Source organism: Pseudomonas sp. W22_MBD1_FP4, from assembly GCF_052113765.1.
Lineage (GTDB): Bacteria > Pseudomonadota > Gammaproteobacteria > Pseudomonadales > Pseudomonadaceae > Aquipseudomonas > Aquipseudomonas sivasensis.
Window position 1 is genome coordinate 79,530 of sequence record NZ_JBGQOI010000010.1, and the last position, 23,221, is coordinate 102,750.

The window sequence follows — 23,221 nt, forward strand, 5'->3', positions numbered from 1 at the left end:
GGGGCTTGCCCCCGATGAGGGAGTGTCAGTAGAAGCATCTGTCACTGAACCACTGCTATCGGGAGCAAGTCGAGTCGTCGCACCGCCCCTCCCACACAGGTCCACTGTGATTTCAAATAACGGAGTTATCCATGCAGCTTTTCAGTCTTCAGGGCCAAGTGGCCTTTGTCACCGGCGCCGGCAGCGGCATCGGCCAAGCCATCGCTGTCGGGCTGGCCGAAGCCGGCGCAGATGTTGCCTGCTTTGATCTTCCGGGCAGCCCCGGCATTGCCAGCACGGTCGAGCGCATCCAGGCGCTGGGCCGGCGTGCCCTGGCCCTCAGCGGCACCGTCACCGAGCGCGCCGCACTGGATGCAGCGGTCGCACAAACCGAACAGGAACTCGGCGAACTCAGCGTGGCGGTCAACTGCGCCGGCATCGCCAATGCCCAGGCCGCCGAAGACCTGGAACTGCAACGCTGGCAAACCACACTGGACATCAACCTCACCGGCATCTTCCTCAGCTGCCAGGCCCAGGCCGCCGTGATGTTGCCGCGTGGCAAAGGTGCAATCGTCAACATCGCCTCCATGTCCGGCAGCATCGTCAACCGCGGCCTGTTACAGGCGCACTACAACACCTCCAAGGCCGGGGTGATCCACCTGAGCAAAAGCCTGGCGATGGAATGGGCCGACAAGGGCCTGCGCGTCAACTGCATCAGCCCCGGCTACACCGCCACGCCGATGAACTCGCGCCCGGAAGTCGCCGACCAGGTGAAGATCTTTGAACAGACCACGCCCATGGGCCGTATGGCCGGCGTGGAAGAAATGGTCGGCCCGGCAATTTTCCTGGTCAGCCAGGCGTCGTCTTTCTGCACCGGTGTCGACCTGTTGGTCGATGGCGGCTTTGTGTGCTGGTAAGGAGTCTTGTGATGTCGCAACGTTTCAGCGGTAAAACCGTAGTGATCACCGGCGCCTGCCGTGGCATTGGTGCCGGCATAGCCGAGCGCTTCGCTCAGGAAGGCGCCAACCTGGTGCTGGCCTCCAATGACCTGGAGCGGGTGACCTTCACCGCCGACCAACTGGCCCAGGAATACGGCGTGAGCGCCCTCGCCCTCGGCATCGACGTCACCAACGAAAGCGATATCGAGAAGCTCTACCGCGAAGGCCACGCCCGCTTCGGCAGCATCGACGTGTCGGTGCAGAACGCCGGCATCATCACCATCGACCACTACGACAAAATGCCCCGCGCTGATTTCGACAAGGTGCTACAGGTCAACACCACCGGCGTGTGGCTGGGGTGCAGGGAAGCGGCCAAGTACATGGTCAAGCAAGGCAGCGGGCGGTTGATCAATACCTCGTCCGGCCAGGGTCGCCAGGGGTTTATCTACACACCGCACTACGCCGCCAGCAAAATGGGCGTGATCGGCATCACCCAAAGCCTGTCCCTGGAACTGGCGCCGCATAACATCACCGTCAACGCATTCTGCCCCGGCATCATCGAAAGCGAGATGTGGGACTACAACGACCGCGTGTGGGGCGAGATCCTCAGCACCGACGAAAAACGCTACGGCAAGGGTGAATTGATGGCCGAATGGGTCAAGAACATCCCCCTGCGCCGTGCCGGCAAACCCTCGGATGTGGCGGGTCTGGTGGCCTTCCTGGCCTCCGACGACGCGGCGTACCTGACCGGCCAGGCGATCAATATCGACGGCGGCCTGATCATGTCGTAAGGGTTTGGTATCCTCACGGCCATTGTGTCAATAACTGAGGCTTTCATGAGCCAGATCGAAGAACAGCGCCTGATCACCAAGATCGCGAGCCTCTATTACGAAGAAGGGCTCAAGCAGTCCGAAATCTCCACGCAGTTGGACCTGTCCCAGTCCTTTATCAGCCGCGCCCTGCGCCGGGCGCTGCAGGAAGGCGTAGTGAAGATCAGCGTGATGCGCCTGCAAGGCCTGCACCTGGAACTGGAAACCCAACTGCAACGTCGCTACGGCGTGCGCCGGGTGATCGTGGTGGAAGCCACCGAGCCCGGCAATGACGAAAGCATCAAGCAAGCCATCGGCTCGGCCGCTGCGCACTACCTGGAAACCAGCCTGTCGCCCCAGGACCATATCGGCATTTCATCGTGGAGCAGCACCATTCGCGCCATGGTCGGCCACCTGCATGCGCAGTCGGGCAAGCAAGGCGCCGAGGAAGTGGTGCAACTGCTCGGTGGCGTCGGCAACAAAGGCGCGTTCGAAGCCACCTTGCTGACCCAACGCCTGGCCACCCTGCTCAACTGCCCGGCGTATTTGCTGCCGTCCCAAAGCATTGAGCAATCGGTGCAGAGCAAGCAGCGCATCGTGCAGATGGAAGAGGTCAAGGAAGTGCTGCAACGCTTTGACAGCATCACCCTGGCGATCGTCGGCATCGGCGACCTGGAGCCCTCGCAATTGCTGCGCAACAGCGGCAACTACTACACCGAAGACATGCTGCGCCTGCTGGCCGAGCGCGGTGCGGTGGGCGATATCTGCCTGCGCTACTTCGATGCCCAGGGCAAGCCGGTATTGGAAGAAGATGAAGAATTCGTGGTGTCGGTGGCACTGCCCAAGCTGCGCTCAATCCACCGCGTGCTCGGCCTGGCCGGCGGGCTGAACAAGGTCCAGGCAATACGCGGCGCGCTCAAGGGCGGCTACCTGGACATCCTGATCACCGACCTGGATACCGCACAGGCCCTCAACCAATAACCTATTTTTTGGAGACAGCCGCTCATGACGTCCAAGCTCGAACAACTCAAGCAATTCACCACCGTGGTCTGCGACACCGGCGACCTGGAAGCCATCAGCCGCCTGCGCCCTGTCGACGCCACCACTAACCCGTCACTGCTGCTCAAAGCCGCTGCGATCCCGGAATACGCCGAATTGCTGCGCAATGCGGTGTCGTCATCCAAAGGCGATGTAGGCCTGGCGTGTGACCGCTTCGCGGTGTCAGTGGGCTGCGGCATTCTCAAGGTGATTCCGGGGCGCATCTCCACTGAAGTCGACGCGCGCCTGTCCTTCGATGAAGACGCGCTGTGGGCCAAGGCCAACCAATTGATCGCCCTGTACGACCAGGCCGGCGTCGGCCGCGACCGCGTGCTGATTAAACTGGCCTCTACCTGGGAAGGCATCCGCACCGCCGAACGCCTGGAAAAATCCGGCATCCAGACCAACCTCACCCTGCTGTTCTCCTTCGCCCAGGCTCAGACCTGCGCCGACGCTGGCGTGTTCCTGATCTCGCCGTTCGTGGGCCGCATCTACGACTGGTACCGCAAGAGCACAGGCCTGGACTACACCGGGGCTGAAGACCCAGGCGTGCAGTCGGTGACGCGCATCTACAACTACTACAAAGCCAACGCCATCCCGACCGTGGTGATGGGCGCCAGCTTCCGTACCCTCAGCCAGATCGAACAACTGGCCGGCTGTGATCGCCTGACCATCAGCCCGGACTTGCTGCAAAAGCTCGCCGAAGACAACGGGCCGCTGGAACGCAAGCTGCAACCTGGGGCGGCCGGTGAAGCGCGCCAACCGTTGACCGAAGCGCAGTTCCGCTGGGCGTCGAATGAAGATGCAATGGCCACCGAAAAACTGGCCGAAGGCATTCGCCAGTTTGCGCGGGATCAGGAGAAGTTGGAGGCGCTGTTGGCTGGGCTGTAACGCCGTCAACCTGCAGGAGCGAGCTGGCTCGCTCCTGCATCAGCTTTGTGCCACACCCGTGCCGAACCTGCGAATCGCCAGGCAATACCCGATCAACGCCACCGCCGCCAGCATCCCCCCCGCCACGCCAATCCAGGCGAAACCGAAGTGACTGCCGACCCAACTGCCCATCAGGGCGCCGCCGCCAATGCCGATGTTGTAGATGCCGGAGAACATCGCCATGGCCACGTCAGTGGCGTCCGGCGCCAGTACCAGCACTTTGGATTGCATGGCCAGGCCGAAGCCCATGATCGCCATACCCCAGAAAATGCTCAGGATCACCAGGTACGACTCGGCGCCGCTCAAGGGCAGCATCAGCGTGAGGCACGCGGCCAGGATAAACACCGCGCCGACCACAAACAGGTGCGGGTTGAAGCGGTGCACCAGGCTGAACAGCAACGAGCCGATGATGCCCGCGCCGCCGAAGACCAGCAGGATCAGGGTCACGGCGCTGCCATCCATCCCGGCCACGCCTTCGACGAAGGGTTCGATGTAGCTGTAGGCGGTGAATTGCGCGGTCACCGTGAGCGCGGTGAGCACGTAAAGCGCCACCAGCGCCGGGCGCTTGAACAGCAGCGGCAGGCTGCGCAGGGAACCGGAGTTCTGGCTCGGCAACGGTGGCAACGTGCGCGCCAGCCAGAACACGAGAGCGGCGGCGAAAGCGCCGATCACCAGGAAGGTAGTGCGCCAGCCCATGGCCTCGCCGAGCAGACGCCCCAGAGGAATCCCCAACACCATCGCCAATGACGTACCGGTGGCCAGCAACCCGAGGGCTTGCACTTGTTTGCCCTCCGGCGCCAGGCGCACCGCGAGGGACGCGGTGATCGACCAGAACAACGCATGGGACAAGGCAATGCCGATCCGGCTGACCATCAACAAGCCAAAACTGTTGGCCACGCTGGAAAGGATATGGCTGAGGATAAACATGCCGAACAGCACGATCAGCAATTTGCGCCGCTCGACGTTACGGGTCAGCAGCATCACCGGCAGTGAGGTCAGGGACACGATCCAGGCGTAGATGGTGAGCATCAGGCCGACGCTGGACACGGGCATGTCGAAGCTGGCACCAATGGCGCTCAGCAGGCCGACCGGTACGAATTCGGTGGTATTGAACACAAACGCGGCCAGCGCAAGGGCGATGACCGGTTGCCAGTTGGCTTGGGGGGTTGCGGCTGAAATGCTCATTGAAAGGCGAGGTACTCTGGCGATGATCAAACGGCCACCCAGGACAAGCGCCGCCGCTTGGCATTCTATAGGTTTCTCGGCTGGCTGTTGACGCCGATACCCCTCAAAACACCCTCAGTTTTGTCACGGTGTGGTCACAGTGACGACGTACTTGCCCGACACAATCGGCTGGCCGGCGCTGTCTACCAGCACATACCGCTGATCGTGATCACGCCCAAGGCCGCTGTCTGCAACAGGCGATAGCCGGGGAACGGCGACACCCGCCACCGGCATCAAACTGCGCACGTCGAAGCGATTGGCACGACCGGAAGCGACACAGCCCTTGCCTTCCGTCACCAGCCCACTGCGCGCATTTGTCGCACACCCTGGCTCGACGATGCTGCCACTGAACGCGATGGTGCCCTGCCCCACGGACTGCGCCGCGCCGCATGTACTTGCCCATAGGCCGAGGAGGCCTGCGATTACCGAAATACCTTTACTGCTCATGCCGACACTCCTTCTTGGGCCAGTAAGCAGTAAGTCGCCGGGCTGAGCAGTAACTTGAGGTTATTCGTCGGTTTGAATCAAGGATCCACCTGCGCCATCAACTCCGGAACGCTTTCAGGACGCTTGGCATACCGCTGCGCTAACGCCGCGCAGACCATCAACTGGATCTGGTGAAACAGCATCAACGGCAAAATCAACACCCCCATGCTCGCCCCGGCAAACAGCACTTGTGCCATGGGTACGCCGGTGGCCAGGCTCTTCTTCGAACCGCAGAACAAAATGGTGATCCGGTCTTCCTGATTGAAGCCAAACGCTTTGCCCAGCACGCTCGACGCCACCAGCACCAAGGCCAGCAACACGCAGCAGGCCACCACCAGACCGCCCAGTTCCCACAGTGGGATCTGATGCCAGATGCCTTCGTTGACCGCTTCGCTGAATGCGCCGTAGACCACCAGCAGGATCGAGCCTTGGTCGACGAATTTGAGCCAGGCCTTATTGCGGCCCACCCACTCGCCGATCCAGCGCCGCGCGATTTGCCCGGCGATAAAAGGCAGCAGCAGTTGCACGCTGATTTTCAGGATGGCATCGACCGTGGAGCTGCCTTCGCCGTGCACGTTAAGCAATAACGTCACCAGCAGCGGCGTAAGGAAGATACCGAACAGGCTCGACGCCGCCGCGCTGCAAATCGCCGCCGGGATATTGCCCCGCGCCAGCGAAGTGAAGGCAATCGCCGATTGCACGGTGGCCGGCAAGGCGCAGAGGTAAAGCATGCCCATGTACAGGTCTTTGCCGATCAGCGGCGACAGCACCGGCTTGAGCGCCAGGCCCAACAAGGGGAACAGCACGAAGGTCAGGCTGAACACCAGTAAGTGCAGGCGCCAGTGGCCGGCCCCGGCAACGATGGCCTGGCGCGACAGCTTGGCGCCGTGCAGGAAGAACAGCAGCGCGATGGCCAGGTTGGTGACCCAACCGAAGGCTACGGCGGTCTGGCCGCTGGCGGGCAGCAAGGAAGCGAGGATCACCGTGGCGATCAGGGTCAGGGTGAAGTTGTCGGGCAGAAAACGAGGGCGTGTCATAAGCGGATCTTCCAGGGGTTGCCAAGAGCGTCACCGCGACTCTAACGTAACGGCTTGTTACCGACTAACGCCAATGAGCCAGTAAATGCCGCCTAAAGGACATGACAAAACGGTGCGCCGCAGCATCCCCGGGCTGTCCAGCCTGCCACGGCCGGTGTACGGGCGCACCGAATCCTTGCCCAATCGCGCGTTGACCCGGCGCCACAGCCACCCGTGGGTGCAATTGTCTTACGCGATTTCAGGCGTGCTGGAGATCCAGACCAGCGCCGGCCGCTTTGTCGCGCCGCCGCAGCGGGCGGTGTGGATCCCGGCGGGCATGCCGCACCGAGTGTTCAGCTCGCCCCACACCGAAATGCGCAGCCTGTACCTCGATTGCAGCGTGACCGCCTGGGCCTCGGAGTGTTGCCACGTGTTGGAGGTGAGCAGCCTGTTGCGCGAATTGATCCGCAGCTTCAGCGAGCTGCCGGTGGAATATGCCGAGGACGGTCCCGAGGGGCGCCTGGCCCAAGTGGTACTCGACCAACTCGCCGCCGCGCCCCAGGTGGACTTGATGCTGCCACTGCCCCTCGACCCACGTTTACGACAGATCTACCGCAGCTTGAACCTGCGCCCGGAGCAGCAGACCACACTGGGGCAATGGAGCGAAAAACTGGGGCTTAGCGAAAAGACGCTCAGCCGCTTGTTTTTGAGGGATACCGGCCTGACCTTCCGCGCCTGGCGCCAGCGCCTACGCCTGCTGAGCGCCCTGCCCGCCCTGGAGCAAGGCGAACGCGTGACGGATGTGGCGCTGGGGTGTGGGTATGAGTCGACGTCGGCGTTTATTAATGCGTTTCGCCAGCAGTTTGATGCGACGCCGGGGGAGTTCTTTCGGTGAGGCCTCAGGTACTGAAGGTCGAATGTGGGCGGGGGCGATTCACACAATCAAAAGCGCAGATCAACAGACCGCTGACTTCGTCAGTGAAAAGGATGTAAAAGCCAGAGCAAAAGCAGAGCAAAAGCAGAGCAAAAGCAGGACAGCAGGCTAGGACCTATCTGTCTGATCTATGGAGATCAAACTGTGGGAGGGGGCTTGCTCCCGATAGCAGTGGGTCAGTCACAGCTGCATCAACTGACACACCCTCATCGGGAGCAAGCCCCCTCCCACATTTGGACGGAGTTGGAGCTGAGAACCCGGTCGGCTCTAAGGCCGGCGCGGCCTTGCTTTTGATCTGAAATCGCCCCGTCAACCACGATGGCCGGAATTCGACATTGATTTGGGGGGTAAACCGGCAGGGATGCCGGTTTAGCGGCCCTGCGCCATGGACAGCGCGTGGCGGCGGCCCCTCAAATCAATGTCGGATTACGGGCACACCGAGCCTAGGCGAGGTGCCGAGTGGTGGGGCGAAGGCCTTTTGGTTACTTTTGGCTGGGCTGGCATTCCGGCCTTTACAAAAGTGAACTGCTGTAAGAGCAGAACCCTAGGCGGCCGTTACCGCAGCAACGGATATGTACTCAGCCAGCAAAAGTGGGGATTTTTCTGTTAGAACCCAGCGTCTGGTTTTGGGGCTGCTGCGCAGCCCAACGCGGGGCAAGCCCGCTCACCACAGGGTCATGTGCCAGCCTCTAGGAGTTATGTGAGGCTCAGGAAGTTGTGTCAGCCTCTGGGAGTTGTGTGAGGCTCAGGGAGTTGTGTCAGCCTCTGGGAGTTGTGTAGAGCCCTATACTCATCGGGTCCCCCCCTCCCCGCAAGTTTCAGTGATCAACCCACGTAGCATGCCAGGCACCAGCCCGCTCTGCGTGGAAATGCTGTTCCACACTTCGCCCGACTGCTATTGTGCCGCGCTTTGAAAAACGGCCACAGACCCGCGAGGAAATGCACGTTGAACACTGACGAAAAAATGACTGGGGACCTGTTCGAGGTGGATAAGCGTCTGTCACTCAAGCCCGTGGTGGACTTCAACGCCTACCTGCGCAGCGCCTTCGGTGATGGCCCGTGCACCTGCATCCGCTGCAGTGCCAGCGGTGGCGATGAAAGCGGCTATGAGTTCCAGCACACTTTCAACTTCGACAGTAAACCGACCCAACGCCGCTTTGCCTCCACAGCGGGCAGTGATGTGCTGATGGCGCTGAAGAAGGCATGGTTGTCGTACTCCAAGGCCGAGTTGCCGCTCAGTGGCGTTTTGGCACTGGATACGGTCAAGGAATTTGTCGAGCCACAGCTGCACAAGCGCTTGGCACCGTTGTTCCTTGCCAGCGGCTTGGTCAAGGAAGTCGACGACGAGCTGCATCTGCAACCGCAAGCGGCAGCCTGACCTTTCAGCTCGGGCCGGCAGCTGATCAGCAGTCACCCCGACTCTGGGCCAGAAGACGGTCCACCATCTGACGCAGGCATGCCTGCGTGTCGGCGCCACTGGCTTGGGCGGCGTCAGAACAAGCGCGTAACGGTGAGCGCGACCACGGCGATACGCTCCACGCGCTCATACCCCGGTTTGTCGAGTTCTTCGCCGAACACATCCGGGTCAAGTTCGCGATAGGTCCAGCCCACTGCATCGCTGCCCAATAAAGGCATGACCGCTTTCAGGAACGGGTCTTCCCCGGCGACGATCGCCACCCCGGTGTACAGCACCAGACTGCCGCCCAAGGCCAGGCGTGGGAGGGACTCGCCGACAATACGCACCGACAGTTCCTCACCCAGCGCCCCGCCGCCATGCCGATAGGCGCGTTCGCGGTCGTCGTTCATATAGGGTGGGTTGGCGACGATCAAATCGAACTCGCCTTGGACGCTGCCCAGCACATCACTGTGGTACGCGCTGAGGTTGACCAGCCCCGCCAACTCGGCATTCACCGCCGTGAGGCGCAAGGCGCGCGGATTGATATCCACCGCCAGCACTTCAGCGTCAGGCCGCGCGCGGGCGATCATCAGCGCGCCCACACCTGCGCCGCAGCCGATATCCACCACGCGCTTAATCGGCTCGAAACGCTGCTGCAGATGAGCCTCGATCAGTTGCGCGAAACGGTAACTGTCCGGCCCGAAAAACACCGCATCCGCCTGTGTGGTGGGATACGCCGAATGGGCGAACAACAGATCACTCAGGCTCGACCACCGCACCGTGCTGCGCCACAGCGAATCGTGCTGCTCGACTACATCGGCTTGCTGCAATTCTTCGCGAAAGGCATCAGGTAACAGCCCGTGATCAAACGGCATGGACCAGCCGAACACGTCACGCAGGTCCACCGCCAGCGGCGTCCCCAGACGCTGGTAAAACCGTTCATGGGTCAACGGCGTCGGCGTGATGAAACGGTAGCCGTTTTCCTTCAAGCCCCGGCCCAGGTTCAGCAGGGCGCGATCAGCGAGTTGTTGCGCAGACATGGGTGAATTCCTTAGCGCAGACGTGCGCGCAGTTGGATAAATCGGCGAGTCGCATACAACCCGGCAGGCGTGCAGTGACGGCGTGCCGAGAGCCAGGGCAACAGTGCGGTGAGCTGCTGCTCATCGGGCAAATTCCACAACGAATCCACCAGCGCCTGAATATCCGGGTCGGCCGGGCGATGGTGCTCGCGGGAAGTCCGGCTGCCGCGCCCCGGCCGCACGGGTGCGATGCGCTCGCCGCTGATCCAGTCGCCGGCGATCCAGTCATGCAGCACCTGTTTCTCATAGCCGCTGAACACACCGAACATCGCAGCGCCAGCGCCCTCGATCAATTGCCAGAAGCGGCTGTCGGCCGGGTCCTGGTGGCGCTTGATCCAGCCCTTGTCTTCCATCGCCTTGAGAAACGCGCCGGCCTGGCCCGGCTGGGCCAGCCACTGGTTGACAGTCTTGCCCTCGAAGCGGCAGTAGTCCGAATGCATGTGCTGGCCGAAGGTGCGCTTGCGTTCGAGCATGGCGACCACCTCGTCGTGCAGATCAAACGCGTCGATCACCGCCAGCGTGCCAGGGCCAAGATCGTTGAAGCGATAACCCTCGGCAACGCGCCGGTAGAACTCCGCACGGCCCTCCCCCAGCGGCAGCAGGCTGAGCACCGACTGCGCCGCCTTGCACGCGTGGCCACTGCTGGCGTTGTCGATGGTGACGTGGAGGGTGAAGTAATACGGGTCAATCCCCAGCTCGCTCAATTCGTAGGCGGTGATCAGCAGGTGCAGCGGTAGCTGCTCATAGCCGAGGTTGTAGCCGATGATTTCCGGCAAAAACGCTTCGGCACACAGTCCCAGCGCCAGCTGCAGAGCACCCTGCTGGTAGTGGGCGTCGTCGAGGCCGGCGTCGCTGTCGGTGTCGTGGTCGCTGAGCAATTTGCGGTAGATCAGCACATGGTTCTGCGCCGCTTCGCCGTCGCCCAATTCTTCCAGGTAGGTGGTGAGCAGGCTGTCGAACCGCGGGTCCTGCCAATAGCGCAGCAAACCGTTGAGCCAGGCGCCGTCGACCTGTTTGGTCGGCGCCACGCGTTGCAGGAAATACAACGCCTGAGCTTTGTTCTGGAAGTAGCGCCTTGGATGGCCTTGCTGGCGTTGTTCCAAGTACCCGGCGTAGGCCTGGGCGACATCGGCACACCGCTGCTCGATCCAGGCCGACAATTCTTCAGGCAATGGCGGCAGCTCGGACGACGCCTCGCGCACCTGGCTCAATTGCCCTTGCAGAAACGCCCGCGCAGCCTCTTCAGCGCCCGGAGCTTCGCGATAGAGCTGCTGGTAAACCCCGCGATACTGACCGTGAACCGGGTGGGTGATAGAGGCCGGTTGGCCCGACAGCGCTGTAAGTAGCGTCATGATGGCAGTTTCCGCAAAGTCCGATACAACCAGGCCTCCCGACAAGGAGGCCCCGCAAGAGCGCTGAAAACCACACGCTTCTAAAATGCAGAACCTGCGGGTATGCGGAAAATTCAATCGGGGTTGGCAAGGTACGGATCAGCGGCGATGGTCAGTTGTTCTGACCGCCATGGAGTTCGGTTCGAATGGCGCCGAGAGGCACTGATAGATGTGGCGAGGGTGCCGCCCCCGTTGGGCCGCGAAGCGCCCCCAAAAATGAGGCGGCTGCGCAGTCCAACGGGAGCAAGCTCCCTCGTCACAGAAACCCAGCAGACCTGTTATTTACGCGCCGCCTCCCACGACTTGAGCAGGTCGCCGTAGCTCACGGTCTCGCCTTTTGGCTTCTCGTTCGCCAGTTTCGGTTTCGGTGCGCCCGGTTGGTCGAACCAGTATTGCGCGTCACGCTCGGGGTTCATTTTCGGGCCGCACACCGGTTGCACTTTGGAGCGTTCCAGGCGCGTCATGATCGCGTCCTGCTCCTTGGCCAGGTTGTCCAGCGCCTGTTGCGGGGTTTTCTCGCCGCTGGCGGCCGAGGCGATGTTGCTCCACCACAGTTGCGCCAGGCGTGGGTAGTCCGGCACGTTAGTGCCGGTCGGTGACCACTCGGTGCGCGCCGGGCTGCGGTAGAACTCCACCAGACCGCCGAGTTTGGGGGCCATGTCGGTCATGGCCTGGGAGTTGATGTCAGACTCACGAATCGGCGTCAAACCCACGATGGTTTTTTTCAGCGAGACGGTTTTGGAGGTCACGAACTGCGCGTAGAGCCAGGCCGCGAGTTTTTGCTTCTCAGGCGTGGATTTGAGGAAGGTCCAGGAGCCTACGTCCTGATAGCCCTTCTTCATGCCCTTTTCCCAGTAAGGTCCCACGGGCGACGGCGCCATGCGCCATTTCGGCGTGCCGTCGGCATTCACCACTGGCAAGCCCGGTTTGACCATGTCGGCGGTGAACGCGGTGTACCAGAAGATCTGCTGGGCGATGTTGCCTTGGGACGGCACCGGCCCCGACTCGGAGAAGGTCATGCCCGCCGCTTCCGGTGGCGCATAGGCTTTCATCCAGTCCACATATTTCTGCGTAGCAAACACAGCGGCCGGGCCGTTGGTGTCGCCGCCGCGGGTCACGCTGGAGCCCACCGGATGGCAGTCCTCCACGCGAATGCCCCACTCGTCCACCGGCAAGCCGTTGGGTAGGCCTTTGTCGCCGCCGCCGGCCATGGAGAACCAGGCATCGGTGAAGCGCCAGCCCAGGGACGGGTCTTTCTTGCCGTAGTCCATGTGCCCGTAGATGCGCTTGCCGTCGATTTCCTTGACGTCTTCGCTGAAGAATTTGGCGATGTCTTCATAGGCCGACCAGTTCACCGGCACGCCGAGGTCATAACCGTATTTCTCCTTGAACTTGGCTTTGAGCTCCGGGCGCTCGAACCAGTCGGCGCGGAACCAATAAAGGTTGGCGAATTGCTGGTCGGGCAACTGGTAGATCTTGCCGTCCGGCGCGGTGGTGAAGGACAGGCCGATAAAGTCTTTGAGGTCGAGGGTCGGCGAGGTGAAGTCCTTGCCTTCATTGGCCATCAGGTCGGTGATGGATTCGGTCTTGCCATAGCGAAAGTGCGTACCGATCAAGTCGGAATCGTTGACCCAGCCGTCATAGATGTTCTTGTCCGACTGCATCTGGGTTTGCAGCTTCTCGACCACGTCGCCTTCCTGAAGCAGGTCGTGGGTCAGCTTGATCCCGGTGATTTCACTGAAGGCCTTGGCCAGCACCTTGGATTCATACTCGTGGGTGGTGAGGGTTTCCGACACCACGTTGATCTTCATCCCACGGAACGGTTCCGAGGCTTTGATAAACCACTTGAGCTCCTCAAGCTGCTGCTCAGCCGTGAGCGTGGACGGTTTGAACTCGCTGCCGATCCATTTTTTCGCGGCATCTTCGTACGCATCGGCCCAAGCCGTGGCGCTCAAACCGCTGAGGGCCAGTACGGCAGCCAATGAAATGCTATGTCGCAGCTTATTGTTCTTATTCAACATAGAGACCTCCAGGTTGTTTATTTATAAGGGCATCAACCCCAACGCATCACACTCAACAGCCATACCAGGGAGAGCGCGGACGCCACCCAGATGCTCCAGTCAGTAACGCCGATAACCAGCAAATGCAGGTAGGCGCTGCCGAGAAGACCGATAAACAAGCGATCACCACGGGTGGTGCTGATCGGTAACAAACCGCGCCGGGGGATGCTCGGCGAACGCAGTTCCCAAGTGGTCATGCCCGCCAGAATCAGGGCGATGCCGCCAAAGAACAGTGCAGTGGGGGTGGTCCAGGCCATCCATTCCATCATCGACTCCTCAGACCCGGCCCAGGGCAAAGCCCTTGGCCACGTGGTTGCGAACAAACCAGATCACCAGCATGCCCGGCAGGATGGTCAACACCCCCGCCGCTGCCAGCACGCCCCAATCGATACCCGAGGCCGACACCGTGCGCGTCATCACCGCTGCGATGGGCTTGGCGTTGACCGACGTCAGGGTGCGCGCCAGGAGCAACTCGACCCAGGAAAACATGAAGCAGAAAAACGCGGTCACACCGATGCCGGAGCCGATCAACGGGATAAAAATCTTCACGAAGAACTTCGGAAACGAGTAGCCGTCGATGTAGGCGGTTTCGTCGATTTCCTTGGGCACGCCGGACATGAAGCCTTCGAGGATCCACACCGCCAACGGCACGTTAAACAGGCAGTGAGCAAGGGCTACAGCGATGTGCGTGTCGAACAAACCGATGGATGAATACAGCTGGAAGAACGGCAGCAAGAACACCGCCGGCGGCGCCATGCGGTTGGTCAGCAGCCAGAAGAACAGGTGCTTGTCCCCCAGGAAACGATAGCGCGAGAACGCATACGCCGCCGGCAGCGCCACACTCAGGGAAATCACCGTGTTCAGGCTTACGTAGTACAGCGAGTTGAGGTAGCCGGTGTACCAACTGGGGTCGGTGAAGATCACCTTGTAGTTCGCCAGGGTGAAATCCTGGGGAAACAACGTGAGCCCGCCGAGGATTTCGGTGTTGCTCTTGAAGGACATGTTCAACAGCCAGTAGATCGGCACCAGCAGGAACAGGATGTAGATCAGCAGCGGAATAAGCTTGCGTTTGCTCATGTCAGCGGCCTCAGCGGTTGGCGTCAGAGTGGGTCATGGCGGTGTAGAACAGCCAGGACACCAACAAGATGATCAGGAAATACACCAGGGAAAACGCCGCCGCCGGGCCTAGGTCGAATTGACCTACAGCCATCTGGGTCAACGTCTGACTCAGGAAAGTGGTGGCGTTACCCGGTCCACCGCCGGTCAGGACGAAGGGCTCGGTGTAGATCATGAAGCTGTCCATAAACCGCAGCATTACCGCGATCAGCAGCACGCTTTTCATCTTGGGCAGTTGGATATGTCGGAAGACTGCCCAGGCCGATGCACGATCAATCCGCGCGGCCTGGTAGTACACGTCCGGAATCGCCCGCAACCCCGAATAGCACAGCAGGGCGACCAGTGAGGTCCAGTGCCATACGTCCATCACCAGCACGGTCACCCAGGCATCCGCCGTATTGGCCGCGTAGTTGTAGCTGATGCCCATGGCGTTGAGGCTGTAACCCAGCAGGCCAATGTCAGCACGGCCAAAGATCTGCCAGATGGTGCCCACCACATTCCACGGGATCAGCAGTGGAATCGCCAACACGATCAGTACCAGGGACGACCAACGGCCCTTGGTCGGCATGGTCAGGGCGATGGCGATGCCCAGGGGTATTTCGATCAACAGCACGCAGGCGGAATAGATGAACTGGCGCAGCAGGGAGTCGTGCAGACGCGGGTCGAGCAATACCTGCTTGTACCAATCGGCACCGACGAAATAGCGGCTGGATTGGTCGAAAATGTCCTGCACCGAATAGTTGACCACGGTCATCATCGGGATCACCGCGCTGAACGCCACCAGCAGGAAAACCGGCAGCACCAACCACCAAGCCTTGTTGTTCTGCACCTTGTTCATGGCAGCACCTCCAGCAGGTAATCATCGGCGTAGAGCATCAGCCATTGCGCGGGAAAGCTGATGGAGGCCGTGCCTTCGGGCACCGGTTTGTCTTCGGCCAAACGCACTTTCAAGGTGGCGCCATCAAGCTTGAGCGTCATGATCTTGTAGGTGCCGAGGTCTTCCAAATGTGTGACATCGGCCTGCATGGCGTCGGGGTTGTACTCGTCCCACACGTGGATAAATTCCGGGCGGATACCCACCTGCAATTTCTTGTAGTCCGTGCTGGCGATGCGTTGTTGCAACGCCTCGGGCAATGGCAAGTGGGCTCCGGCAAACCGCACCCCGCCCGCCTCGGCCTGCACTTCGATCAGATTCATCCCAGGGCTGCCGATGAAATAGCCGACAAACGTGTGGCTAGGCCGCTCGAACAATTGCCGTGGCGTGCCGAATTGCACGATCTGCCCGCCATACATCACCGCGATCTTGTCGGCAAAGGTGGAAGCCTCCAACTGGTCATGGGTGACATAGACCATGGTGATGTTGAACTGCTCATGGATCTGCTTGAGCTTGCGCCGCAGTTTCCATTTGAGGTGCGGGTCGATCACTGTCAACGGCTCATCGAACAGGATGGCCGACACGTCGTCACGCACCAGGCCACGGCCCATGGAGACTTTCTGTTTTTCGTCAGCGGTGAGGTTGCGCGCTTTCTTGCTCAGCAGGTTTTGCAGGTCAAGGACTTCGGCGATTTCCTGCACCTTGCTGTGAATTTTCGCCTCAGCCATGCCCTGGTTTCGTAGCGGGAATGCCAGGTTATCGAACACGGTCATGGTGTCGTACACCACGGGAAACTGGAACACCTGGGCGATATTGCGCTTCTCGGGCGTGAGGTCGTTGACCACTTTCGTGTCAAACAACACTTGGCCTTCGGACGGGCTGAGCAGGCCGGAAATGATATTGAGCAGGGTCGACTTGCCGCAGCCCGACGGGCCGAGCAAGGCGTAGGCGCAGCCCTGTTCCCAGACGTGGTTCATTTCCCGAATCGCGTAGTCTTCGGGTCCGGTCGGCGCGGGGTTATAGCTGTGCGCCAGGTTCTGCAAATGGATCTCGGCCATCAGGCAACCCTCGCGACACGGCGCCCGGGGGCCTGGACCAAACGGCCCTGGCCATCGAACACAAACAGTTTATGGGTGGGGATATACACGCGGATCGGCGCGTCGACGTCGTACTCATGTACCCCCGGCAGGTGCAGCACCAACAGGAAGTGTTCGCTGCGCACATGCAGGAAGGTTTCCGAGCCGCTGATCTCGGCGACTTCTACGGTTACCGCCAGCTCCAGATCGTCGTCGTTGCTCGGCACCAGGCTGATATGGCTGGGGCGCACGCCAAAGCGGAATTCGCCCTCGCCGATGGGGCGCAGGTCGACGTTCAGCGGGAAGTGCACAAAATTGGCGAAGCTCACCTCGTTGCCAGCAATACGCCCAGGCATCAGGTTGATCGGTGGCTCGGAAAACAGCTCGGCGGCGAGCACCGTCTGTGGCTGGTGGTAGACCTCCGCAGCCTTGCCGCTCTGGATCACCCGGCCGTCGTGCAGGATGGTGGTGGTGCCACCCAGGGCCAGGGCTTCGTTGGGTTCGGTGGTGGCGTAAATCGCTATGGTGTGGCGGGCCTGGAACAGCTCGCGCATTTCCTGGCGCAGCTCTTCGCGTAGTTTGTAGTCCAGGTTCACCAGGGGCTCGTCGAACAGGATCAGTTCGGCATCCTTGACCAACGCGCGGGCCATGGCCGTGCGTTGCTGCTGGCCACCGGACAGCTCCAGCGGGTGGCGCTGGAGGAACTTCTCGATGCGCAGCATCCTGGCGGTTTCCAGCACCTTGCTCTGGATCACCTCGTTGGACACACCGGCCTGGCGCAACGGCGAGGCGATATTTTCGAACACGGTCATGGTCGGGTAGTTGATGAACTGCTGGTACACCATCGACACGTTGCGCAGGCGCACCGGCTTGTGGGTGACGTCGACGCCGTTCATCAGGATGCGACCGCTGTCGGGTTTGTCCAGGCCGGCCATCAAGCGCATCAGGCTGGTCTTGCCGGACAGGGTGCGACCGAGCAGCACGTTAAAGGAACCGGGTTCGAAACGCAGGGTGGCATCGTCGATCCAGGTTTGGCCTTCGACGACGCGGGAGACATGTTCCAGGGTCAATGACATGACACGACCTTTTTATTATTGGAATGAATCTGGCCAGTCGTCAGAGCGAGTTTCGTGCCAAAAACGGCAGGTGCTTGATCCACAAGGAAATGGAGTGAATGGGATGTTCGGGAGTGAACAATCGGGCTGAACAACTGAACACTCAGGGGGTTGACAATGAACAGTTCTGAACAACACTAATGGGGCCCCCGCGCCTGCGGGGCCCCATAAAAACAATAAAAACAGAAGGTCGCCCGATGGCCGAACCCTTGGCGCACGACACCATCATCCAAGACTCCTGGCGCCGTTGCCGCGCCTTCGGCCTGGACCACCAAAGCACGCCCAGCTTCGATCAATTGCCGGCCGAGGGCATCAGCCAACTGCTGGAAAGCCAGCATTCCCTGGTGCAGACCACGCACCAGGAAGTCCTGCCCTATTACGAAAACATCCTGAGCAATTCCAACTGCCTGATCATGCTGGCGGACAACCAGGGCCAGGTGTTGACCTCGTGGGGCACCCAACGCTTTATCGAGCCCAAGCTGGCCCGTGGATTCAGCGCCGGTGCCAGTTGGCAGGAGCGCTCCAGCGGTACGAATGCCATCGGCACCGCGCTGGCCTGTGCCCAGGCGGTGCATATCGAACACGACGAACATTTCCTCAAGGCCAACCGTTTCATGACCGGTTCGGCGGCGCCAATCTTCGATGCTCAGCGCGAGATCATCGCGGTGTTGGATGTATCCAGCGACAGTTACCTGCCGCCCTCCCACACTCTGGGCATGGTCAAGATGATGAGCCAGACCGTTGAGAACCGGCTGATCCTCAATCTATTTCGTGGTGACCATTTCCAACTGACCTTCAACACCGGCCTGAGCAACCTGGACAGCCAATGGGCGGGCCTGCTGATCTTTGATGAAAGTGGCCAGGTGCTGTCGGCCAACCGCCGCGCCGATAACCTGCTGGGCATCAGCCTGTCGCGGGTGATGATCGACAGCTTGTTCAAAGTGTCGCTGCTGGAGTTGCTCAACCAACCGGAGGGCTTGCCGTTTTCGTTGCAAGCGGCGGGACGCAATCGGTTTCAGTGCTTATTGAAACGCCCCAAGCAGATGCCAGTGCAGGCGCGCGTCTTCACTGAGCCTGTGGTTTCGAAACAGGCGACGATTGGTCTCAACACCCTGCACTTTGGTGATGCTCGCGTAGAAAAAGCCGTGCGCCAGGCCGAGCGTTTGCTGGAAAAAGATATCCCGCTGCTGATCCACGGCGAAACCGGCGTGGGCAAAGAAGTGTTCGTCAAAGCCCTGCACCAGGCCAGCTCCCGCAGCCAGAAGGCGTTTATCGCGGTGAACTGTGCGGCGATTCCCGCTGAGCTGGTGGAATCGGAACTGTTCGGCTACGAAAAAGGCGCGTTCACCGGCGCCAATCAAAAAGGCAGCATTGGCCTGATCCGCAAGGCCGACAAGGGCACGCTGTTTCTCGATGAGATCGGTGATATGCCGCTGCCGACCCAGGCGCGCCTGCTGCGCGTGTTGCAGGAGCGTTGCGTGCAACCGGTGGGCAGCAGCGAGTTGTTCCCGGTGGATTTGCGCATCATATCGGCGACCAACCGCGCTCTGCGCGAGCTGGTGCAAGCCGGGCGCTTTCGCGAGGATTTGTACTACCGCATCGGCGGCCTGACCCTGGAGTTGCCACCCTTGCGCGAGCGTACCGACAAGCAGGCGCTGTTCCAGCAACTGTGGCAACAACACCGCGAGCCCACTCAATGGGCCGGTTTGAGCGCTGAGGTGTTGGCGTTATTCGAGCAGCACCCATGGCCGGGGAATTTGCGCCAGGTCAGCAGCGTTTTGCAGGTGGCGCTGGCGATGGCCGAGGAGCAACCGATACGGGCGGAGCATCTGCCGGATGATTTTTTTGTGGATTTGAACGTGGCGCCGCCGCTGCCGACCAGTGAGTACCTGGACGACAGCATTGATCTGACCCAACGTTTGAAGGCGGCCGGCGGGAATATTTCCCACTTGGCGCGGGAACTGGGGGTGAGCCGCAATACCTTGTACAAACGCCTGCGCCAGCACTAGCGGGGCTTGATCACCACCAGCAAGTCGGTGAAGTACTCCACCTGGATCGGCAGGTTATCCGCCAAGGTCGACAGGGCCGCCGCCGTATCGTCCAGCTTGAACACGCCAGACACGCGCAGGTCGCGCAGCGCTTGTGGGTCGAAACGCACCATGCCGGGACGGTAGCTGGCCAGGGTTTGCAGTACTTCGTTCAGCGGCTGGTCGTTGACTTTGAGCAGGCCGCGAGTCCAGGCGTCCGGGTCGGCATTGCCGATCGCCTGCGCAGGCGTGGCGCGGCCATGGTCGAGAACGGAGCGCTGGCCGGCGGTGACCTTGACGCCCTCCTCGACCTCACCTTTAACCGCCACGGTGGACTCGATCACAGTGACCACTGTTGTGCCGTCCGGCGCACGCTTGACCAGGTAACGCGTACCCAGTGCGGTCGCCGTACCTTGGTCGGTTCGTACCACGAACGGCCGTTGCGCATCTTTGGCCACGTCTACCCAGAGTTCGCCTTGCAGCAGATCGATCACCCGCTGGTGGCCGTCGAACTTCACGTCCACCGCCGAGTTGCTGTTGAGCTGCAATTGGCTGCCGTCTTCGAGCGCGATCTGACGGCGCTCGCCGACGCCGGTGCGCTGGTCGGCCATCCACACCGGCAGGTGCTCCAGGCTCAGCCAACCGCAGAACACGACGCCGAGCACCCCCAGCACCTGTGCGCTGCGCGCCCGTTGCGGGGCAAATGCGCGGTTCAGGGCGAGGCGAGCCGGTTGCGCCGGCACGCTGTCGAGGCTGCCCCATAAGGCGCGCATGCGGTCGATGGCCACGGCGTGGCGCGGGTCGGCCTCGCACCAGGTGTTGAAGGCCTGACGGTCAGCGTCGGTGACATCCTCATCGTGCAGGCGCGTCAGCCAATTCGCTGCTTGCTGGATGATCTGTTCGGTGTTCATGTCAGTGGATCCGCCGCGTGCAGGCTGTGATAGCAGTGAACCAGGGCGCTGGAAATGTAGTTTTTGACGGTGCTGGGGGACACCGCCAGGCGTGCGGCGATTTCGCTGTAGGTCAACCCATCGAGGCGACTCAACAGGAACGCCTCGCGGGCCTTGGTCGGTAAACCGGCGAGCATTTCGGCGATGCGTTCCAAGGCTTGTAGCGCAACATGGATCGCCGCCGGGTCGGGCATGCCGGCGTCTTCGCACTGGATGACCAGCGCTTCCATATAGGCTTTTTCGATACGCCGACGACGGGCGCCGTCGATCAGCAGGCGCCCTGCCGTGGTGGCCAGGAAGGCCCGGGGTTCCTTGATAGCTTGCGGCTCGGCCAGCATCAGGACACGGATGAACGCGTCGTGTGCCAAGTCGGCAGCGTGCTGGGAGCAACCGAGTTTCCTGCGCAGCCAGCCATGCAACCAACCATGGTGCTCGCGGTACATCGCCGTAAGGGCCTGCTGACGCGCTGAGTCGCCCAGCGCGGCCGGAATGTCATGCATGCGCAAAAAATTCTCAAATGGGAAGTGTTACCAATTGCGCAAACAATGCCAGTAAAACAGCGTTGGAGCAAGCGGGCTCACATTCTCTGAAAGCCCGTTGCCACAGGTGTGTCCGCTTAGCGCCAGCTCCACGACACGCCGGTATAGATGCCACGACCATCCGCGGGTGTAGACCGGGCAACATCCAGGCCTTTGTCGTCATAGCCCGGCGTGACCGTGTTGGCGTAACGGCGGTTAGTGAGGTTGCGCAGGTCAACCCAAGCTTGCCAATCCTGCTTTGGCGCGTCGTAGCCGAACGTTGCGCCGACGATCGTATAGGCCGCGGCGTAGTAGGAGTTGGCGTAGTCCACCGCCACCTTTGATGAATGCTCGGTGTTGAGGCTGGTGTAGAAACCGGTCGGGTGGCTGTAGCGCAGTTGCGCCTGATAGTAGTGCTTGGGGATGCCCGGCAAGGTGTTGCCACCAAAGCGCTCGTCGTCACGGTAATGGAAGTCGCTGAAGGTGTAGGCCTGGCGCAGGTCAAGCTTGCCGCTGCGGCCGCCATCCCACACCGGGCTGAGCAGGCCCAGTTCCACGCCTTGATGCACGGTGGGGCTGGCGTTGGATTCGGCAACGATGGCATTGCTGGTTGAAGTCTGGGCTTGAGTTTCTACGGTGAGCAGTTCGTGGCGCACTTCGGAGCGGTAAAGCGCCAGGTCCCACTGGCCGAGCCACGCTTCACCGCGACCGCCGACTTCCAGGGTGGTAGCGGTCTGGTTTTTCAGGCTGACGCCTTCACGCGCCAATCCGGTGGCCGGTCCGCTGCCCGCAGGGAAATACTTGTTGGAACCCCAGATCATCGACCACGCGTGCGGCGGCTCGACGGAGCGGCTGAGGTTGCCGTACACCTGCAATTGCGGGTTGAAGTCGTAACGCAGCCCGATGCGAGGCGCGTAGTCCCAATCGTGCTGGCTGAGCGGCGCCTGGCCTTCGGGATAGCTGACCTGGGTTTCGCGGCGGGTGTAGATGGCGGCCAGGCCGGTGGTCAGCCACAGGTCTGGTATCAGTTCCAGGTCGTTGCCGATATGCAACACGGTGTCGGAACCGAGGTAGCTGTAGTCGCGGGTCTTGGTGCCGGGGGCGTAGCTGGCCGTGTTGCCAGCGGGAATGCGCACATACTCGGCACCGCCGTTATTGGGCATCGCCTGGGTGGTGCGCAGGCCTAGGGTGGTTTTGCTGTCGTGACCGAACACCGTGTCCTGGCGGATGTAATTGAGGGTGCTGCTGACGTCGGTGTAGGCGACTTTCAGACGGATAGTGCCCTCGCGCAGGTCCATCGGGTAATCGTGATACGCCAGGCCAACTTCAAGGCGGGAGTTGTCGTCCAGTTGCAGGGTGGTCTTGTTGGCGATCCAGGTTGAGCCGGGTTGCAGGCGCTTGGAGTCGCGAGCGGCGTTGAGGCTGTTGGCGGCACGCGGGTCGTGACTGATCTGGTCGCGGGTGAGTTTGCCGGGTGTGTCGTTGGTGGTTTCGCGGTAACGGAAATAAAAGCGGGTTTCCAGATTCGGGTTAAAGCGATAGCCGAAGTTGGCAGCCACGCCCTTGCCTGTGGCCGCGCTTTGGCGCTGGTAGCCGTCGGATTCCGAGTCAGTCAGGCTGATGTAGTAGTCCGCATCCCCCAGCACCTGCCCCGAACTGATCTCGCGCTGGGCGTAGCCACGACTGCCCGCCTCATAGCGCACCTGCAGCTTGGGTGCGTCGTAGCCGGTTCGGGTTACGTAGTTGACCGCGCCACCGAGCGCCAGGGCGCCCTGATCAAAACCGTTGGCGCCGCGTAACACCTCGACCCGGCTTTGCCATAACGGATCCTTGAGCTCGTAAGGTGTGCCACCGGGACCGGTCAGCGGCAGACCATCGAACATCTCGTAGAGCCCCGACGCATGGGAGCCAGGGCTGCGGTTGAGGCCCGAACCGCGAATGGACAGTTTCACCCCTTCGTTATTCGCCGCCTTGGCGTACACCCCCGGCTGGTACTTGAACACATCTTCGTTGGTGCTCACCCGCCCCTGCTGCACGCTGCTCATGTCGATGTAATTGGTGGCGCCGGGCACGCTCTTGAGCTGCGCCTGGGCGACTTCTCCAGACGTGGCTTCAGCGGTGGTGACTTCGACCGGCGCCAGCTGCAAGTCTTCGGCATGCACCAGCGAGCTTAAGGTCAGGGCGGCAAACAGGAATGGAGGTTGGCGCAGCAGCATGGGCGAGTCCTTGAAATGCGGGGGCGTGACGGCTGGGCCGTCACGCGAA

Annotated in this window: 21 protein-coding genes; 7 read left to right on the forward strand and 14 right to left on the reverse strand. The window is 61.3% G+C overall.

Annotation, left to right across the window (positions count from 1 at the left end; all coding sequences use genetic code 11):
* Positions 1-116: 116 nt before the first annotated feature.
* Genes ACEN2T_RS14785 through tal form a run of 4 tightly spaced genes read left to right on the forward strand, consistent with a single transcriptional unit; the run spans position 117 to position 3,655 of the window.
* Positions 117-896, forward strand: coding sequence for an SDR family oxidoreductase (locus ACEN2T_RS14785; RefSeq protein WP_442116948.1), 780 nt, complete (start codon positions 117-119; stop codon positions 894-896).
* A gap of 11 nt (positions 897-907) precedes the next feature.
* A complete protein-coding gene (locus ACEN2T_RS14790) occupies positions 908-1,708 on the forward strand; it encodes an SDR family oxidoreductase (protein ID WP_095184473.1) in 801 nt (266 codons plus the stop codon).
* A 45-nt stretch (positions 1,709-1,753) separates the two neighbouring features.
* Positions 1,754-2,707, forward strand: coding sequence for a sugar-binding transcriptional regulator (locus ACEN2T_RS14795; RefSeq protein WP_032889554.1), 954 nt, complete (start codon positions 1,754-1,756; stop codon positions 2,705-2,707).
* Positions 2,708-2,731: 24 nt separating this feature from the next.
* On the forward strand, positions 2,732-3,655 hold the full coding sequence (tal, locus tag ACEN2T_RS14800; RefSeq protein ID WP_442116916.1) for a transaldolase: 924 nt from the start codon (positions 2,732-2,734) through the stop codon (positions 3,653-3,655).
* A gap of 39 nt (positions 3,656-3,694) precedes the next feature.
* Here the strand turns inward: tal and ACEN2T_RS14805 are convergent, their stop codons facing one another.
* The 3 genes from ACEN2T_RS14805 to ACEN2T_RS14815 all read right to left on the reverse strand — a co-directional run bounded on the left by ACEN2T_RS14805 (position 3,695) and on the right by ACEN2T_RS14815 (position 6,441).
* The gene (locus ACEN2T_RS14805) at positions 3,695-4,879 is read right to left on the reverse strand and encodes a sugar transporter (RefSeq protein ID WP_032889558.1); all 1,185 of its coding nucleotides are present in this window, start codon (positions 4,877-4,879) and stop codon (positions 3,695-3,697) included.
* A 123-nt stretch (positions 4,880-5,002) separates the two neighbouring features.
* Entirely contained in the window at positions 5,003-5,365 is a 363-nt protein-coding gene (locus tag ACEN2T_RS14810; protein WP_095184471.1) for a type 1 fimbrial protein, read from the reverse strand.
* Between the two features lie 77 nt (positions 5,366-5,442).
* Positions 5,443-6,441, reverse strand: coding sequence for a bile acid:sodium symporter family protein (locus ACEN2T_RS14815; protein ID WP_099602696.1), 999 nt, complete (start codon positions 6,439-6,441; stop codon positions 5,443-5,445).
* Between the two features lie 85 nt (positions 6,442-6,526).
* Here ACEN2T_RS14815 and ACEN2T_RS14820 point away from each other — a divergent pair, with 85 nt between their 5' ends.
* Positions 6,527-7,315, forward strand: a complete 789-nt coding sequence (locus ACEN2T_RS14820) for an AraC family transcriptional regulator (protein ID WP_095184469.1) — start codon at positions 6,527-6,529, stop codon at positions 7,313-7,315.
* Between the two features lie 985 nt (positions 7,316-8,300).
* Positions 8,301-8,732 carry a hypothetical protein gene (locus tag ACEN2T_RS14825; RefSeq protein WP_442116917.1) on the forward strand — a complete coding sequence of 144 codons (432 nt, stop codon included), beginning with the start codon at positions 8,301-8,303 and terminating at the stop codon, positions 8,730-8,732.
* Positions 8,733-8,845: 113 nt separating this feature from the next.
* On the opposite strand, the gene ACEN2T_RS14830 is transcribed toward ACEN2T_RS14825, so the two are convergent.
* The 8 genes from ACEN2T_RS14830 to ACEN2T_RS14865 all read right to left on the reverse strand — a co-directional run bounded on the left by ACEN2T_RS14830 (position 8,846) and on the right by ACEN2T_RS14865 (position 17,422).
* Positions 8,846-9,790: a N5-glutamine methyltransferase family protein gene (locus tag ACEN2T_RS14830; RefSeq protein WP_122765455.1), complete on the reverse strand. Its 945-nt coding sequence runs from the start codon at positions 9,788-9,790 to the stop codon at positions 8,846-8,848.
* 11 nt (positions 9,791-9,801) lie between these two features.
* Positions 9,802-11,181 carry an iron-containing redox enzyme family protein gene (locus ACEN2T_RS14835; RefSeq protein WP_442116918.1) on the reverse strand — a complete coding sequence of 460 codons (1,380 nt, stop codon included), beginning with the start codon at positions 11,179-11,181 and terminating at the stop codon, positions 9,802-9,804.
* Between the two features lie 317 nt (positions 11,182-11,498).
* Positions 11,499-13,241, reverse strand: coding sequence for an ABC transporter substrate-binding protein (locus ACEN2T_RS14840; RefSeq protein ID WP_032889572.1), 1,743 nt, complete (start codon positions 13,239-13,241; stop codon positions 11,499-11,501).
* Between the two features lie 32 nt (positions 13,242-13,273).
* Positions 13,274-13,546 carry a DUF2160 domain-containing protein gene (locus ACEN2T_RS14845; RefSeq protein ID WP_014718862.1) on the reverse strand — a complete coding sequence of 91 codons (273 nt, stop codon included), beginning with the start codon at positions 13,544-13,546 and terminating at the stop codon, positions 13,274-13,276.
* A 10-nt stretch (positions 13,547-13,556) separates the two neighbouring features.
* Positions 13,557-14,357 carry a carbohydrate ABC transporter permease gene (locus ACEN2T_RS14850; protein ID WP_003232361.1) on the reverse strand — a complete coding sequence of 267 codons (801 nt, stop codon included), beginning with the start codon at positions 14,355-14,357 and terminating at the stop codon, positions 13,557-13,559.
* Positions 14,358-14,367: 10 nt separating this feature from the next.
* Complete coding sequence (locus tag ACEN2T_RS14855) at positions 14,368-15,234, reverse strand: carbohydrate ABC transporter permease (protein ID WP_032889576.1); 867 nt, start codon at positions 15,232-15,234, stop codon at positions 14,368-14,370.
* The gene (locus ACEN2T_RS14860) at positions 15,231-16,328 is read right to left on the reverse strand and encodes an ABC transporter ATP-binding protein (protein WP_442116919.1); all 1,098 of its coding nucleotides are present in this window, start codon (positions 16,326-16,328) and stop codon (positions 15,231-15,233) included. The genes ACEN2T_RS14855 and ACEN2T_RS14860 overlap by 4 nt, the downstream gene beginning before the upstream one ends.
* Positions 16,328-17,422: an ABC transporter ATP-binding protein gene (locus ACEN2T_RS14865; RefSeq protein WP_442116920.1), complete on the reverse strand. Its 1,095-nt coding sequence runs from the start codon at positions 17,420-17,422 to the stop codon at positions 16,328-16,330. The genes ACEN2T_RS14860 and ACEN2T_RS14865 overlap by 1 nt, the downstream gene beginning before the upstream one ends.
* A 236-nt stretch (positions 17,423-17,658) precedes the next feature.
* On the opposite strand from ACEN2T_RS14865, the gene ACEN2T_RS14870 reads away from it, so the two are divergent.
* Positions 17,659-19,470 carry a sigma-54-dependent Fis family transcriptional regulator gene (locus ACEN2T_RS14870; protein WP_442116921.1) on the forward strand — a complete coding sequence of 604 codons (1,812 nt, stop codon included), beginning with the start codon at positions 17,659-17,661 and terminating at the stop codon, positions 19,468-19,470.
* On the opposite strand, the gene ACEN2T_RS14875 is transcribed toward ACEN2T_RS14870, so the two are convergent.
* From ACEN2T_RS14875 to ACEN2T_RS14885, 3 genes are all read right to left on the reverse strand, one after another.
* The gene (locus ACEN2T_RS14875) at positions 19,467-20,399 is read right to left on the reverse strand and encodes a FecR family protein (protein WP_442116922.1); all 933 of its coding nucleotides are present in this window, start codon (positions 20,397-20,399) and stop codon (positions 19,467-19,469) included. The genes ACEN2T_RS14870 and ACEN2T_RS14875 overlap by 4 nt on opposite strands.
* Entirely contained in the window at positions 20,396-20,938 is a 543-nt protein-coding gene (locus ACEN2T_RS14880) for a sigma-70 family RNA polymerase sigma factor (protein ID WP_032889583.1), read from the reverse strand. Before ACEN2T_RS14880 ends, ACEN2T_RS14875 begins: the two co-directional genes overlap by 4 nt.
* 116 nt (positions 20,939-21,054) lie before the next feature.
* The gene (locus tag ACEN2T_RS14885; RefSeq protein ID WP_099601319.1) at positions 21,055-23,172 is read right to left on the reverse strand and encodes a TonB-dependent receptor family protein; all 2,118 of its coding nucleotides are present in this window, start codon (positions 23,170-23,172) and stop codon (positions 21,055-21,057) included.
* Positions 23,173-23,221: the final 49 nt, after the last annotated feature.

Coding starts and splice junctions, on each gene's coding strand:
- ACEN2T_RS14810 (WP_095184471.1), bottom strand. CDS start 5,365: ATGAGCAGTAAAGGTATTTCGGTAATCGCAGGCCTCCTCGGCCTATGG.
- ACEN2T_RS14845 (WP_014718862.1), bottom strand. CDS start 13,546: ATGGAATGGATGGCCTGGACCACCCCCACTGCACTGTTCTTTGGCGGC.
- ACEN2T_RS14795 (WP_032889554.1), top strand. CDS start 1,754: ATGAGCCAGATCGAAGAACAGCGCCTGATCACCAAGATCGCGAGCCTC.
- tal (WP_442116916.1), top strand. CDS start 2,732: ATGACGTCCAAGCTCGAACAACTCAAGCAATTCACCACCGTGGTCTGC.
- ACEN2T_RS14790 (WP_095184473.1), top strand. CDS start 908: ATGTCGCAACGTTTCAGCGGTAAAACCGTAGTGATCACCGGCGCCTGC.
- ACEN2T_RS14840 (WP_032889572.1), bottom strand. CDS start 13,241: ATGTTGAATAAGAACAATAAGCTGCGACATAGCATTTCATTGGCTGCC.
- ACEN2T_RS14820 (WP_095184469.1), top strand. CDS start 6,527: ATGCCGCCTAAAGGACATGACAAAACGGTGCGCCGCAGCATCCCCGGG.
- ACEN2T_RS14860 (WP_442116919.1), bottom strand. CDS start 16,328: ATGGCCGAGATCCATTTGCAGAACCTGGCGCACAGCTATAACCCCGCG.
- ACEN2T_RS14850 (WP_003232361.1), bottom strand. CDS start 14,357: ATGAGCAAACGCAAGCTTATTCCGCTGCTGATCTACATCCTGTTCCTG.
- ACEN2T_RS14805 (WP_032889558.1), bottom strand. CDS start 4,879: ATGAGCATTTCAGCCGCAACCCCCCAAGCCAACTGGCAACCGGTCATC.
- ACEN2T_RS14875 (WP_442116922.1), bottom strand. CDS start 20,399: ATGAACACCGAACAGATCATCCAGCAAGCAGCGAATTGGCTGACGCGC.
- ACEN2T_RS14855 (WP_032889576.1), bottom strand. CDS start 15,234: ATGAACAAGGTGCAGAACAACAAGGCTTGGTGGTTGGTGCTGCCGGTT.
- ACEN2T_RS14815 (WP_099602696.1), bottom strand. CDS start 6,441: ATGACACGCCCTCGTTTTCTGCCCGACAACTTCACCCTGACCCTGATC.
- ACEN2T_RS14865 (WP_442116920.1), bottom strand. CDS start 17,422: ATGTCATTGACCCTGGAACATGTCTCCCGCGTCGTCGAAGGCCAAACC.
- ACEN2T_RS14830 (WP_122765455.1), bottom strand. CDS start 9,790: ATGTCTGCGCAACAACTCGCTGATCGCGCCCTGCTGAACCTGGGCCGG.
- ACEN2T_RS14880 (WP_032889583.1), bottom strand. CDS start 20,938: ATGCATGACATTCCGGCCGCGCTGGGCGACTCAGCGCGTCAGCAGGCC.
- ACEN2T_RS14870 (WP_442116921.1), top strand. CDS start 17,659: ATGGCCGAACCCTTGGCGCACGACACCATCATCCAAGACTCCTGGCGC.
- ACEN2T_RS14835 (WP_442116918.1), bottom strand. CDS start 11,181: ATGACGCTACTTACAGCGCTGTCGGGCCAACCGGCCTCTATCACCCAC.
- ACEN2T_RS14885 (WP_099601319.1), bottom strand. CDS start 23,172: ATGCTGCTGCGCCAACCTCCATTCCTGTTTGCCGCCCTGACCTTAAGC.